Origin of the sequence: Microbacterium sp. 5K110, assembly GCF_005774735.1 — a bacterium.
GTDB lineage: Bacteria > Actinomycetota > Actinomycetes > Actinomycetales > Microbacteriaceae > Microbacterium.
Map to the genome: position 1 here is coordinate 65,291 of NZ_VBUM01000002.1, position 12,991 is coordinate 78,281.

17 protein-coding genes and 2 tRNA genes are annotated in these 12,991 nt (G+C 70.5%); 11 read left to right on the top strand and 8 right to left on the bottom strand.

What is annotated here, in order from left to right:
- Positions 1–36: 36 nt before the first annotated feature.
- A complete protein-coding gene (locus FE256_RS00970; RefSeq protein WP_138172361.1) occupies positions 37–1,314 on the top strand; it encodes a mechanosensitive ion channel family protein in 1,278 nt (425 codons plus the stop codon).
- Positions 1,311–1,793 carry a globin gene (locus FE256_RS00975; protein WP_171024129.1) on the top strand — a complete coding sequence of 161 codons (483 nt, stop codon included), beginning with the start codon at positions 1,311–1,313 and terminating at the stop codon, positions 1,791–1,793. The genes FE256_RS00970 and FE256_RS00975 overlap by 4 nt, the downstream gene beginning before the upstream one ends.
- Before the next feature lie 18 nt (positions 1,794–1,811).
- Here the strand turns inward: FE256_RS00975 and FE256_RS00980 are convergent, their stop codons facing one another.
- Both FE256_RS00980 and FE256_RS00985 read right to left on the bottom strand, forming a co-directional pair.
- Entirely contained in the window at positions 1,812–2,618 is an 807-nt protein-coding gene (locus FE256_RS00980) for a cation-transporting ATPase (RefSeq protein ID WP_138172362.1), read from the bottom strand.
- A 171-nt stretch (positions 2,619–2,789) separates the two neighbouring features.
- Positions 2,790–3,458, bottom strand: a complete 669-nt coding sequence (locus tag FE256_RS00985; RefSeq protein ID WP_138172363.1) for a DUF8185 domain-containing protein — start codon at positions 3,456–3,458, stop codon at positions 2,790–2,792.
- A 52-nt stretch (positions 3,459–3,510) separates the two neighbouring features.
- Here FE256_RS00985 and FE256_RS00990 point away from each other — a divergent pair, with 52 nt between their 5' ends.
- Positions 3,511–4,380 (top strand): acyl-CoA thioesterase, encoded by an 870-nt coding sequence (locus FE256_RS00990; protein ID WP_138172364.1) that lies wholly within the window; start codon positions 3,511–3,513, stop codon positions 4,378–4,380.
- Between the two features lie 27 nt (positions 4,381–4,407).
- On the opposite strand, the gene FE256_RS00995 is transcribed toward FE256_RS00990, so the two are convergent.
- The 4 genes from FE256_RS00995 to FE256_RS17975 form a co-directional block, all read right to left on the bottom strand.
- On the bottom strand, positions 4,408–4,944 hold the full coding sequence (locus FE256_RS00995) for an acyl-CoA thioesterase (RefSeq protein WP_252370858.1): 537 nt from the start codon (positions 4,942–4,944) through the stop codon (positions 4,408–4,410).
- Positions 4,937–6,616 carry an energy-dependent translational throttle protein EttA gene (gene ettA, locus FE256_RS01000; protein WP_138172366.1) on the bottom strand — a complete coding sequence of 560 codons (1,680 nt, stop codon included), beginning with the start codon at positions 6,614–6,616 and terminating at the stop codon, positions 4,937–4,939. Before ettA ends, FE256_RS00995 begins: the two co-directional genes overlap by 8 nt.
- A gap of 181 nt (positions 6,617–6,797) precedes the next feature.
- Positions 6,798–7,286: a DUF6993 domain-containing protein gene (locus tag FE256_RS17970; protein ID WP_252370859.1), complete on the bottom strand. Its 489-nt coding sequence runs from the start codon at positions 7,284–7,286 to the stop codon at positions 6,798–6,800.
- 41 nt (positions 7,287–7,327) lie between these two features.
- The gene (locus tag FE256_RS17975) at positions 7,328–7,858 is read right to left on the bottom strand and encodes a single-stranded DNA-binding protein (RefSeq protein ID WP_171024130.1); all 531 of its coding nucleotides are present in this window, start codon (positions 7,856–7,858) and stop codon (positions 7,328–7,330) included.
- Positions 7,859–8,095: 237 nt separating this feature from the next.
- Here FE256_RS17975 and FE256_RS17980 point away from each other — a divergent pair, with 237 nt between their 5' ends.
- On the top strand, positions 8,096–8,353 hold the full coding sequence (locus FE256_RS17980) for a hypothetical protein (protein WP_171024131.1): 258 nt from the start codon (positions 8,096–8,098) through the stop codon (positions 8,351–8,353).
- Positions 8,354–8,428: 75 nt separating this feature from the next.
- On the opposite strand, the gene yczR is transcribed toward FE256_RS17980, so the two are convergent.
- Positions 8,429–9,847 (bottom strand): MocR-like transcription factor YczR, encoded by a 1,419-nt coding sequence (gene yczR, locus FE256_RS01015; protein WP_138172368.1) that lies wholly within the window; start codon positions 9,845–9,847, stop codon positions 8,429–8,431.
- 61 nt (positions 9,848–9,908) lie between these two features.
- Here yczR and yczE point away from each other — a divergent pair, with 61 nt between their 5' ends.
- Positions 9,909–10,517 carry a membrane protein YczE gene (gene yczE / locus FE256_RS01020; protein WP_138172369.1) on the top strand — a complete coding sequence of 203 codons (609 nt, stop codon included), beginning with the start codon at positions 9,909–9,911 and terminating at the stop codon, positions 10,515–10,517.
- A gap of 10 nt (positions 10,518–10,527) precedes the next feature.
- Here yczE and FE256_RS01025 read toward each other — a convergent pair whose 3' ends face one another.
- On the bottom strand, positions 10,528–10,737 hold the full coding sequence (locus FE256_RS01025) for a methyltransferase (RefSeq protein ID WP_138172370.1): 210 nt from the start codon (positions 10,735–10,737) through the stop codon (positions 10,528–10,530).
- Positions 10,738–10,840: 103 nt separating this feature from the next.
- Between FE256_RS01025 and FE256_RS01030 the strand changes: the two genes are divergently transcribed.
- From FE256_RS01030 to FE256_RS01055, 6 genes are all read left to right on the top strand, one after another.
- A tRNA-Arg gene (locus tag FE256_RS01030) sits at positions 10,841–10,913 on the top strand.
- A gap of 37 nt (positions 10,914–10,950) precedes the next feature.
- Entirely contained in the window at positions 10,951–11,577 is a 627-nt protein-coding gene (gene orn, locus FE256_RS01035) for an oligoribonuclease (RefSeq protein ID WP_138172371.1), read from the top strand.
- Between the two features lie 36 nt (positions 11,578–11,613).
- Positions 11,614–11,689, top strand: a tRNA-His gene (locus FE256_RS01040).
- 126 nt (positions 11,690–11,815) lie between these two features.
- Positions 11,816–12,193: a metallopeptidase family protein gene (locus FE256_RS01045; RefSeq protein ID WP_138172372.1), complete on the top strand. Its 378-nt coding sequence runs from the start codon at positions 11,816–11,818 to the stop codon at positions 12,191–12,193.
- On the top strand, positions 12,193–12,486 hold the full coding sequence (gene clpS, locus FE256_RS01050) for an ATP-dependent Clp protease adapter ClpS (RefSeq protein ID WP_138172373.1): 294 nt from the start codon (positions 12,193–12,195) through the stop codon (positions 12,484–12,486). Before FE256_RS01045 ends, clpS begins: the two co-directional genes overlap by 1 nt.
- Positions 12,483–12,989 (top strand): DUF2017 family protein, encoded by a 507-nt coding sequence (locus tag FE256_RS01055; protein ID WP_138172374.1) that lies wholly within the window; start codon positions 12,483–12,485, stop codon positions 12,987–12,989. The genes clpS and FE256_RS01055 overlap by 4 nt, the downstream gene beginning before the upstream one ends.
- Positions 12,990–12,991: the final 2 nt, after the last annotated feature.

A 12,991-nucleotide genomic window follows, 5' to 3' on the forward strand; every position in this document is an offset into this window, starting at 1 on the left:
GCGGGCACCGAGGCATCCCTCGTTAGCATGAACCCGATGTCTGTTCTCGCCTCCGCACCAGAGCCCTCCCCCAGCCCGACCTCGCCCTCCGACCTGGCCGACCCGTCGACGTGGGCGTGGATCGGCGACCGCCTGCTCGAGTTCGGCGGCACCGTGCTGCGGATCCTCGGGATCATCATCGGCGTGATCGTGGCTGCCTGGGTGCTCCGCGTCATCATCCGGCGCGTGGTGGACCGCATCGTCAACGGAGCCAAGAGCAAAGCGCGGGTCGATGACACGCAAGCCCTCGACCGCTCCCCCCTCAGCGCCGTCCGCCTCGTGCAGCGCACCCGCACGCTCGGCACGATCCTGCAGAACATCGTCAACGTCGTCCTCGTCGTGGTCGCCCTCGTGTGGATCGCCGGGATCGTCGCTCCCAACGCCCTGGCATCCCTCACCCTGCTCACCGCGGCGGTGGGTGCGGGACTCGGCTTCGGCGCTCAGAACATCGTCAAGGACGTGCTCAACGGGATCTTCATCGTCGCCGAGGACCAGATCGGCATCGGCGATGTCGTCGATCTGGGGCTGGCCACCGGCATCGTGGAGTTCGTCAGCGTGCGCATCACCCACGTCCGCGATGTCAACGGCACTCTCTGGTACGTCCGCAACGGCGAGATCACGCGGATCGGCAACATGTCGCAGGGGTGGTCGCGCGTCATCATCGATCTCGCCGTCCCCACGGATGCGGACATCGACGATGTCGAGAAGGCGATGCTCGGCGCCGCGAAAGCGCTGGCCAAAGAGACGAAGTGGCGCTCGCGCATCATCGAGCAGCCCGAGATCTGGGGCCTGGAATCCATCAGCGGCGACGCCCTCGTCATCCGGCTCGTGATGAAGACCCGGTCGAGCGCGAAGGACGATGTCGCCCGCGAACTTCGCGTGCGGCTGAAGCGCGCGATCGACGCGATGGGTCTGACGCTCCCGCAGCTGAACTCGATCGTCCTGACCGGCGCCGAGGGCGCGCAGAGCGTGCGCGGCGCCCACCCGCCCAAGACGAAGCCGACGCCGGTCACCACGGCGACGGAGCGCCCGGTGTGGCGCCCCCGGCGCCGCAAGCTCGCGGTGTCCGACACCGTCCTGGATCAGGACGCCGTCGCCGCCGAGATCGCGGCCGAGAAGGCGCAGCCGCGCCCGAAGAAGCCCCGGCCGGCCACGACGGACGCGGTCCCCGCCGCCGAAGCCTCGACCGGTCCGGCCGCACCTCCCGCCGCCGACGACGTGGTCAAGCCCACCCCTCCCGCCGTGCGGGCCGATGACGACGGAGCACCCGCGTGAGCGAACCGATCACCTTCTACGAGCAGGCCGGCGGCATGGAGACGTTCCGCCGACTGGTCGATGCGTTCTACCGGGGCGTCGCCGGCGACGAAGTCCTCAAGCCGATGTACCCGGAAGAGGACCTCGGCCCTGCGGCAGACCGGCTGACCCTCTTCCTGGCGCAGTATTGGGGCGGCCCGTCGGAGTACAGCGAGAAGCGCGGGCACCCGCGCCTGCGGATGCGGCACATGCCGTTCCACGTCGACCCGGACGCCCGCGACCGGTGGCTGCGCCACATGCGCGCGGCGGTGGACGAGATCGCCCTCCCCCCGGCACTCGAGGCACCGCTGTGGGACTACCTCGAACGTGCCGCGCGCGCCATGGTCAACACGTTCGAGCCGCGCGGCATCGGTCCGGTGCAGGGCGGACGCCCCGCCACCGGGCTGCCCGTGAGGGCGGCGGAGACGCCCCGGCAGGACGGTGGCGCCCCGGTCGGCTGACCTCCGCCCTGCCTCGTCTCAGCGACCGAAGAAGTCGCCCAGGCCCGGCAGATCGAAGCCCGAGATCTGCTCGCCGATACCGCTGAGCCCCTCGCCGGCTCCCGAGAGGGCGTCCTGCGCTCCCCCGGCGACGTCGCCGAACGCGTCGGCTCTGAGCCCGGATGCCAGAGCCTCGACGTCGAGCCCTTCCGCGAGCCCGGCGAAGTCGACGCCCGCGTTCATCGCCTGAGCCAAAAGGGGTGCCGCGACCGCGCTCACGATCGCTCCGCCGGCCACGGCGGCGAGCAGTCCACCCGCGCCGATCACGCCGGCCCCGACGAGTCCGCCACGGCCCGCTCGCGCCAGCAGCGCCGACATCCGGCCGGGGCGCTGCGCCTCCGCACGGCCCGCCGCGCGGGCGAGGTCGGCGGGCGCGTCGCTGCGGGGACGCTCGTGCGGTGCGAACTCGGCATCCATGCGTCCCCGCACGTGCGCGCGCTGCGCCGGGGACAGGCGCTCGAATGCGTCGCGGTGCAGACGTTCCACCTGATCGGGGTCGGCCGTACGCAGGAGGTAGTCGTAGCGGGCGATTGCGGCGCGGTCCTCGGACCTCAGCGCCGCGGCCTCGGCCGCGGGCGGTGCATACCCGTGCCCCGGTGCCACGGGGGTGGCGGAGGATGCCGCGGGAGCGTCACGGCGATCACCGGTGACGGCACCCGCGGCGGTACGGACCAGATCTCGCCAGTCCGTGCCTCCACCGGAGCCGGTCGACGACGCGGGCCGCGACGTGGAGGCCTTGTCCACGGCACGGGAAGCGAGATCGAACAGACGGGAGAACTTCGACACGGGGACACCTCTCGACGGGCGGCAGGCTGCCGCGACGTCAAGGTCTCTTCCGTTCCGAGGAACCGGTGCCCCCGGAGCCCAACCGTGGGCTCGTGATGACGGGGACGCCGTCGAGGAATACTCCCCTTGCGTGGTTTCGACGGTACCGACGGCGCCTATGAGGTCGCTGGGTCAGCGCCCCGTCGCCCGGACCGCGGTGAGTCCCGAACGCACCGGCCCGCGCACGAGGACATGCCCGCGGCCGAGCGTCACCCGCGTCCACACCCCGCTCGTGCGGAGCACAGCCTGCTCGGCGCCCGCGATGAAGCCCAGAGCGTACGCCGCGAAGGCCGTGCCGAGCGGCAGACCCCCCAGCGCCTCGTCCGCCTGGCCCCAGATCTGCGCGCGTACCGTCCGGACGACGTCCTCGCCGGGGTCGGCGGGAAGCGCGTCGGCGACGGCGGCGATCCCGTATTGTGCGCGCGCGGCCAGGACCGCGCTGTCGATCGCATCGGCCGGCTCCCATCCACCGCGCGGTGGGGAGACGCCGGCCCACGCCGGCGCGCTCGCGATCTCGGGGAGCACGACCGCGGAGGCGTCGTCCGGCGCGAGCCGGAGCGCTGATGCCTCCACCACCAGGTCGCACTCCAGCTCCGGGTCGACGGCGGACACCCGGATGCCGAGCACCGTGGGCGTGGCATCCAGGAGTCCCCGTGGGGCGAGCGGCGCCGCCGTGGTCACGAGCACACCGCCTTCGGCGCGAAGACGGACGGATCCGTCGCCGAGTCGGACGGCGCGGGAGGCGAAGGTCAGCAGGTCGGCTGACGCCTGCGGGTCGGGGAACAACAGGCGCGCGGACACCCGCCCTAAACTATCAAGAGGCGCAGAGCTCTGTGCCGGAACGGGAGTGAGCGTGACCGACGCCATCGACCCCGTCGCCTCGTTGCTCGCGGTGCTCGATCTCCGCGACGCGGGCGCACGGACCACCGAGGACATCTTCACCGGCGTATCTCAGCCCATGCCGTTCGGCCGCGTCTACGGCGGTCAAGTGCTCGCGCAGTCCGTCGTCGCGGCCTCGCGGACGCTGCCGCCGGAGCGCACCGTGCACTCCATGCACGGCTACTTCCTGCGCCCGGGCGACCCGTCCGACGGGATCACGTTCTCGGTCGACCGCATCCACGACGGACGGTCTTTCTCGACCCGGCGGACCCAGGCCTTTCAGGCGGGCGTGCCGATCTTCTCGATGATCGCGTCGTTCCAGGACGACGGTCCCGGTCTCGAGCACGCGGAGCCCATGCCCGAGGGCGTTCCGCAGCCCGAGGATCTGCCGCCGATCGACGACGACGCCCTCCACCCGATGAGCCGACGCATATTCTCGGAGCGTCCCGTGGACGTGCTGCACGTGCCCTCGCCGGTCTACACCTCTGTCGAGGGCCCGCACGTTCCCCGACAGGCGGTGTGGATGCGCACCCGGCGCACGCTCCCCGACGATCCCGCGATCCACCGCGCCGCCTTGGCGTACCTGAGCGATCTCACGATCCAGGAGCCCATCCTGCGCGGCCACGGGGTGCCGTGGAACGCGCCGGGCTTGCGGGTGGCGAGCCTGGACCACGCGATGTGGTGGCATCGCCCCGGCCGGGCCGACGACTGGCTGCTGTACGTCCAGGAGTCGCCGAACGCGCGCGGCGGGCGCGGACTCTCGACCGGACGGATCTACACCCGGGACGGCATCCTGCTCGCGAGCGTCGCGCAAGAGGTCATGGTGCGGGTGCCGCAGGAGTAACCGCGCCGACCGGGGGTTCGAGTGCGGTCAGCGCCCCGCGGCGCGGCGGCGGTACTCGATGGGGGCGCCCACGTACGGAGCCCAGGCGCGGCGTTCGGTCTCGGTCCACCGAATCGGACGTCCGCTCGCCGTGTCGACGAGCACGACGACCGCGGTCGCCCGCGCGTAGAGCACGGGATCTTCGACGCCGATCGGGCTGAAGACTTCGAAGCAGATGTCGGCGCTGGAACCGCCCATGGCACCGATCCAGAGGCGCACGTCGAGCGGCCGCTGGCTGTACGGCACCGGGCGCAGGTACTCGATCTCTTGCCGAGCGATGAGGGTCGCCCGCTCTCCTCCGCTCTCGAGCACGTCCATGTCGAATACCGCCGTCGGCAGCGGGTCGCCGTCGTCGTCGCCGCGCCAGAAGGCGCGCAGACGCGCCTCTTCGAGGAGTTTGAGCATCGAGGTGTTGTTGACGTGCCCGAGCGCGTCGAGATCGCCCCACCGCAGCGGGATCGGCACGTGGAGGCGCCGGGGAGCGGTCTCCGCCGCTCCCCGGGCCTCTTCGCGGGACTCAGTCACGCGTGAGCTTGCGGTAGGTCGAACGCGACGGGTTGGCGGCATCCTGCCCGAGACGCTCGATCTTGTTGGCCTCGTACGCCTCGAAGTTGCCCTCGAACCAGTGCCACTGGTCGGGGTGCTCCTCGGTGCCCTCGTAGGCGAGGATGTGCGTCGCGATGCGGTCGAGGAACCACCGGTCGTGCGTGATGACCACGGCGCATCCGGGGAACTCCAGCAGGGCGTTCTCGAGCGAGCTGAGGGTCTCGACGTCGAGATCGTTGGTCGGCTCGTCGAGGAGCAGCAGGTTGCCGCCCTCTTTGAGCGTCAGCGCGAGGTTCAGGCGGTTGCGCTCACCACCCGAGAGCACGCCGGCCTTCTTCTGCTGGTCGGGTCCCTTAAATCCGAACTTCGACACGTACGCGCGCGAAGGGATCTCGGTCTTTCCGACCGTGATGATGTCGAGCCCGTCGGACACGACCTCCCACAGCGTCTTCTCGGGGTCGATGTTCGCGCGCGACTGGTCGACGTAGCTGATCTTGACGGTCTCGCCGATCTTCAGCGTGCCGCCGTTGAGCGGCTCGAGACCCACGATCGTCTTGAACAGCGTCGTCTTTCCGACACCGTTGGGGCCGATGACGCCGACGATGCCGTTGGGGGGAAGGTTGAAGCTCAGGTTGCTGATGAGCGAGCGGTCGCCGAAGCTCTTCTCGAGCTTCTTGGCGTCGATCACGATGCTGCCGAGGCGCGGACCCGCGGGGATCTGGATCTCGTCGAAGTCCAACTTGCGCGTGCGCTCGGCCTCTGCGGCCATCTCTTCGTAGCGCGCGAGGCGGGCCTTCGACTTGACCTGGCGGCCCTTGGCGTTGGAGCGCACCCACTCGAGTTCTTCTTTGAGGCGCTTGGCGAGCTTGGCGTCCTTCTTGCCCTGGACGTCGAGGCGCTGGCCCTTCTTCTCGAGGTAGGTCGAGTAGTTGCCCTCGTAAGGGTACAGGTGCCCGCGGTCGACCTCGGCGATCCACTCCGCGACGTTGTCGAGGAAGTACCGGTCGTGGGTGATGGCGATGACAGCGCCCTTGTAGGCCTTGAGGTGCTGCTCGAGCCAGAGCACGCTCTCGGCGTCGAGGTGGTTGGTGGGCTCGTCGAGCAGCAGCAGGTCGGGCTTCTGCAGCAGCAGCTTCGCGAGGGCGACGCGGCGGCGCTCACCACCGGAGAGCGGCACGACGGAGGCGTCGGCCGGCGGGGTGCGCAGGGCGTCCATCGCCTGCTCGAGCTGGGAGTCGAGGTCCCACCCGTCGGCGGCGTCGATCTCTTCCTGCAGGGTGCCCATCTCGGCGAGCAGCGCGTCGAAGTCGGCGTCGGGGTCGGCCATGAGCGCGGAGATCTCGTTGAAGCGATCGAGCTTCGGCTTGATCGCGACGCCGTCCTGGATGTTCTCGAGCACCGTCTTGCTGTCGTCGAGCTCGGGCTCCTGCATGAGGATGCCCACCGTGAAGCCCGGGCTCAGCCGCGCCTCGCCGTTGGACGGCGTGTCGAGGCCGGCCATGATCTTGAGGATCGTGGACTTACCCGCACCGTTCGGGCCGACCATGCCGATCTTGGCGCCGGGCAGGAACGACATCGTGACGTCGTCGAGGATGAGCTTGTCGCCCACGGCCTTGCGGGCGCGGACCATGGAGTAGATGTATTCGGCCATCGAGGAGTACCACCTTCGATCGGGGATGAGGGCCGCGCCCTCCCGGGGCCGCGGAGTCGAATCTCAGCGGAGCGCCCGGGCGCGCAGAAGTCCCCTCCAGCCTAGCAACGACACCCTGAACGCCGACCGTCGGCGCGCACCGCGCCCGCGATCGCACATCGGCGCAAGATCGACGAGCCGGTCACCAATCGATGGCGCGCGTCTGTCCGATGAGGCATCCCCCCGCGGTGAGCCCCGGCAGGACGGCGGCGACCGGATCGCCGATCGAGGGTCCGACCTGTCCGACGAGGCAGTCGTCCTGCCACCGGACCGAGAACTCGATGCTCTCGGCGGCGTTGCCGATCGTGGTCTGATCGGCCGTGACCTGCATGGCGGCCTTCTCGAAGCCGGCGGCCACGAGCGCATCGACGTAGGCGCGGCCCGCGGCGCGGTCCGGGCCCGCCCACACGGTCCGGACGACCTGGGTGAACAGCGGGAGATTTTCGGCGGCCGAGCCGTCCGCGACGAACGACGGAGCGACGGGCGGCGCGGAAGACGACGCCGTCGGGGCCGACGCCGAGGGGGCCGTGACGGTGGGGGCGGCCTCCGGCGTGACGGGCGTGCACCCCGCCAGCGCCAGGGCCGCAGCCAGAGCCAGCAGTGCGGCCGGTCGTCGGTTCAGGCGGATCACCCGCCCGAGTCTACGGACAGGCCGCGCGCCCCTCGTCCCGCTCAGAACGGTGTCGGATCGCCGGCATCCACCAGTGCCGGTGTCGCGCGGGCATCGTCGGGATCCGGTGTCGTCGAGCCGTCCCTCGGATCAGCCGGCGACTCGCCCGGCACCGCCCACGCATCACCGTCGGCCGCGGACGTCGCCCCCTCGTCGGGTTCCCCACCGGTCTGTGCGCGGGAGCCGCGCGTGAAGACGGAGCTGCCCCAGCGCAAGTCGTGGCCGATCGCATCGGCGGTGATGTCGGCGCTCACGCCGCGCTTCGCCTCGGTCTCCCATTCCCGCAACCGGAGTCGTCCGGCGACGATCACCCGCTCCCCCTTGCGGAGGGACGCGAGCGCGTTGCGCCCCAGTTCTCCGAAGACCGAGACGGAGTAGTAGTTGGTGTGCCCGTCGACCCACTGTCCGCGTTCGCGGTCGAATCGGCGTTCGCTCACCGCCAGGCGGAACGCGGCGATCGGATCACCGCCCCGCGTGGCCCGCTCTTCGGGGTCGCCCACGACGTTGCCGACGAGGGTGATGTGGTCGCTCATGATGGTGTCCTCTCGTAGGTGTGCGCTCCGGCATCCGCGTGCCCGACGGATGCCGGAGCCACCGCCAGGATGACCGGGCTCGACCGGGCGGCGTGGGCCGGAACAGCACTTCCGTGGAGAACTCGCGCGGTCGCCGACCTGGGGAGGATTCGCACCCGATCCCCCCACGACGGGCCTCCGGCGAGCGGCGACCTCGGGGGCGGAGGCGATGTCGGAGGCCCCTCGTACCGTGAGGGCATGAGCACCGCACTGTGGAACGACCTCGCACCGGCGCCGCGCCCGGCCGGGTGGGGCGCGGCGACGCACGTCGCCGTCGGCCTGTGGCGCATCGCCGATCCGCGCGGCGTCGTCGTGGGCCACGTCCGTGCGATCGCCGCCGACGGCGGCTGGCGCTATGCGGCCGAGCGGTTCCACGGCGCGACCGGGCGGTTCCGTCGGCTCGGTGAGTTCTGGTCGGCCGCCGATGCCCTGGACTGCCTCCGCTACGCCCGGTGATCGGGCGGGACGGCGGTGCATGCTCGGCGCGTCCCCGGGGCCGACCGAGCCCCGCGCCTACCGCGGCGCAGGACGTCAGACCACCGCCGTCAGGTCGTCGAGCGCCGCGCCCGCCGTCGCTCCCCTCACGTCCTCCCACGCGGCGCGGAGGACCGCGACGGCTCGTTCGAGCGTGTGCGGCGCGGCGGTGAACGGGATCCGGAGCCGACGGTCGTGGCCGCCGTCGACGGCGAACCGCGAGCCGGCCGACAGCAGCAGACCGCGGGCGCGCGCGTTCATCACCAAGGGGGTACTCACCGGCTCACCGATACCGACCCACAGCGAGACGCCGCCGTTCACGGACGGGACGTCCCACTCGGGGAACGCGCTCGCGAGCGTGCCGACGAGCGCATCGCGTCCGCCGCGCAGCACGTCGGCGCGCTGCGCACTGATCTCGTCCAACCGACCGATGAGGCGGGCGGCGACGGCCTGCTCGAACTCGGGCGTACCGAGGTCGTGCACCGGTCGGCCGCTCGCCAGACGGCGAACGACGTCGGAATGCGCGCGCACCCAGCCGACCCGCAGGCCACCCCAGACGGTCTTGCCGAGGGATCCGACGCGGATGACGCGATCGAGGTCGGGAAACGCGGTCCCCGTCGTCCTTCGATCGATGTCGAGCTCCGATGTCGTCTCGTCGAGCACCAGGAACGTGCCCGCTCGTTGCGATCCGTCGACGAAGGAGTCCACCTCCCCCGGGCTCATCGTGCGGCCCGTGGGGTTCTGGAAGTCCGGCATCAGGTAGGCGAGAGCGGGGAGCACGCGGGCGAACGTCTGCGCGGCGCGATCGAGATCCCATCCGTCGTCGGTCGACACCGGAACACCGACGAGCCGCGCGCCCGCGGCACGGAAGGCGTCCGCCCCGTGCGGATAGGTCGGCGTCTCGATCAGCACCCGATCGGCGCGGGACAACAGCACCGAGGCGATGAGGTGGAGCGCACTCTGCGCACCGGTGGTCACGAGGATCTGGTCGGCGCGCGTGGGCAGCCCGCGGTCGCGATAGCGCTGCGCGATCGTCTCGCGCAGATGCGGGTCGCCGACCACGTCGTAACCGGTGCGGGCGACGAGGGCGGCGGCATCCCGCGCCACCTCCGAGATCACCGCCGGAAGACCGGGCCATGCCGGTGGACTCGCCTGCTGCAGGTCGATCACACCGTCGCGGCGGTCATCCGCCCCGGGGTCGTTGCGGCGCAGGGGCAGAGTGACGCTGCCGCTTCCCCGGAGGCTCTCGATGTGCCCGGAGTCTCGCAAGCTCCGGTAGGTGGCAGCCACGGTCGTGCGGCTGAGGGCCAGCGCCGCCGCAAGCTCGCGCTCCGCCGGAAGCGCCGTGCGAGGGGCGATGCGATTGTCGAGACAGAGCAGACGGATGCCGTCCGCCAGCGATTCGTAGGCGGGGCCGCGGCCGCGCCACCCGCCGAGCGCTTGCGCGAGGGCACGCGCTGAGATCCGGGAGTCCATGGGGCCAGAATAGACCGATTGGACCTCTTGGCTACACCCAATCTCGTGATTGGATTTGGCCGTGGCATCCAGGATCCTTCGTCTTCTCATCGGCCTCGCCCTCTACGGATTCGGGTGCGCCCTGACCGTCGCCGCTGGACTGGGTGTCGACCCGTGGACCGTGTTCGCCGAGGGACTCTCGCGCGTGACGGGTGTGGGCGTCGGCTGGATCACGAACATCGTGGGCCTCGGTGTGCTGCTGCTGTGGATCCCGCTCCACCAACGGCCCGGGGTCGGCACGATCGCGAACATCCTCCTCGTCGGCACGAGCATGCAGCTCGCTCTCGGAGTACTTCCCCACCCGCACTCCCTCCTGTGGCAAGCCGCGATGCTGGGCGCCGGCGTCGTCACGGTGGCGGTGGCATCCGGCCTGTACATCGGTGCGCACTTCGGCCCCGGGCCGCGCGACGGTCTCATGACGGGCCTGCACGCCCGCTTCGGATGGCCGATCTGGGCGTGCCGCCTCGGCGTCGAGGGCACGGTGCTCGTCGCGGGGTGGCTGCTCGGCGGCACCGTCGGGATCGGGACGGTCGTCTTCGCGCTCGGCATCGGACCCCTCGTGCACGTGGCGCTGCCGCTCTTGGCCGCACCCGAGCCGCAGCGACGTCCTCGTCGCGCGGCCCGGGTGTGACGAGCGGTGGTCAGTGCTCCCGGAATTCGGGTCGGTCGCTCCCCGGCCTCAGGTGCGAGTGCAGGGCGTTCTTGGCGATCGCCATCGTGGGATAGACCCCGAGACGCTCGTCCTTGCCCGCCATGTGCACGGCATAGCCCTCGGCATCCTGCTGGATCTTGCCGACCACGCCGTTCGGCCCGTGGGCGACCCAGAGTCGTCGCGTCGTCGTCTCAGACATGTTTTCTCCTTTCGTTCGACCTGGCCGGAGAGTACGCCCGCGGGCGGCGGCCCGCCAGGGGGTCGACCACGCCGTGCGCGGTCACCGATATCCTGGACCCCGACCCCCAGTAGCTCAGTGGATAGAGCAGCGGCCTTCTAATCCGCCGGTCGCACGTTCGAATCGTGCCTGGGGGACCGAGATGGCGACCGACCCCCTCACTAGACTGAAGGGATGGTAGGCGCATCTGAGAACGACCGGCTCGTGTGGATCGACTGCGAGATGACGGGCCTCGATCTCGCCGTCGACGAGCTCGTCGAGATCGCGATCGTCGTGACCGACTTCGAGCTGAACGTGCTCGACCCGGGTTTCCAGATCGTCATCAAGCCCGACGATTCGGCCCTGGCGAACATGGGCGAGTTCGTCACCGAGATGCACCGCTCGTCGGGTCTGCTCGACGAGATCCCGAACGGTGTGAGCCTCGCGGATGCCGAATTCCAGGCGCTCGAGTACATCCAGCGCTTCGCACCGCTCGAGGGCAAGGCACCGCTCGCGGGCAACACCATCGGCACCGACCGGATGTTCCTCGCGAAGTACATGCCGCGGGTCGACCGTTGGCTGCACTACCGCAACGTCGACGTGTCGAGCATCAAAGAACTCTCGCGCCGCTGGTATCCGCGCGCCTACTTCAACGCCCCGGCCAAGAACGGCGGCCACCGCGCCCTCGCCGACATCCTCGAATCCATCCGCGAGCTCGCCTACTACCGCAAGGCCGTCTTCGTTCCCGAGCCCGGCCCCTCGAGCGACGAGGCGAAGGCTGCCGCATCGTCGGTCGTTTCGTCGTTCGCGCGCGACGTATGACATAATCGTTCAGTTGTCCGCTGCGGCAGACACATGGTGGCTATAGCTCAGTTGGTAGAGCACCGCGTTGTGGTCGCGGGGGTCGCGGGTTCAAGTCCCGTTAGCCACCCCAGCATCGAAGGCCCGCCTCCCAGGCGGGCCTTCGTCATTCCCGCCGAGACCTCGCGGGACTCGTAGAATCGATCGGACGACGCGGCTCGGCATCCCGTCGCGATCGTCCGCTCAGCAGGGAGGCCTCATGCACGAAGACGTCGACGCGCTCCCTCCCCTCGACCTGGATGCGACCGCGTTCGAGGCCCTCGTCGTGGCCGAACTCGACCATCTCCCCGACGACATGGTCGACGGTCTCGACAACGTCGTCTTCGTGGTCGAAGACCGCCCGGAGGACGGATCGCTCGATCTGCTCGGCCTGTACGACGGGTGGGCGCTGACCGAACGTGAACGCTACGGCAGCGGCGAGCTGCCGGATCGGATCATCCTCTACCGCGAGCCGCACCTGGCCGCGTGCACCGACGAGGACGAGCTGCGCGACGAGATCCACACGACCCTGGTCCACGAGATCGCGCACTTCTACGGGATCGACGACGCCCGACTGCACGAGCTGGGGTGGGCGTGATGGCCGGTCTGGCATCTCCCGAGCTCGACGAACTCACCGAGATCGAGGTCGCTCCCCCGGTCTCGTGGCAGACCGTCGTCTGGAACGACCCGATCAATCTGATGAGCTACGTCGTCCACGTCTTCCGGTCCTACTTCGGTTTCGACGCGGACACCGCGCACCGTCTGATGCTCGCCGTGCACCACGACGGCCACGCGGTGGTCGCCCGTGGCCCGCGCGAGGTCATGGAAGTCCACGCTCAAGCCATGCACGACTTCGGCCTGTGGGCCACGGTTCGGAAGGACCCCGCATGAACGACCGCATCGTCGTCCTCGAGGTCAGCGGCCTCGAGGCACTGCACCTGGCGGGCATCGTCGGGCAGTTCCGCGACCTCGTCGTCGGTACCGGGCACGAGGACGACCCCGCGGTCGCGCGGCTCTTGCCCGACGCCTACCCCGACGACGAGGCCGCCAGCCGCGAGTTCCGCCGCCTCACCGGCGCCGACATGCTCGACCGCCGCGCCGAGGACGCGCGGACGGTCCTCGACACCCTGGGGATGGACGGCGTCGCCCTCGATCCGACGAGCGACCCCGACACGACGATCACGGTCGCGCTGGGCGAGAACGAAGCCCGCGCGTGGATGCGCACCCTCTCGGCGGTGCGCCTCGTGCTCGCCACGCGGCTCGGCATCCAGGACGACGACGACCATCGCCCGGATGACGCGCGCTTCGGCATCTACGACTGGATCGGCTACCGCTTGGATGGGCTCGTCACGGCGCTCGACCGGAATCTGGACGCCCCGCCGACCGAGCACTGAGG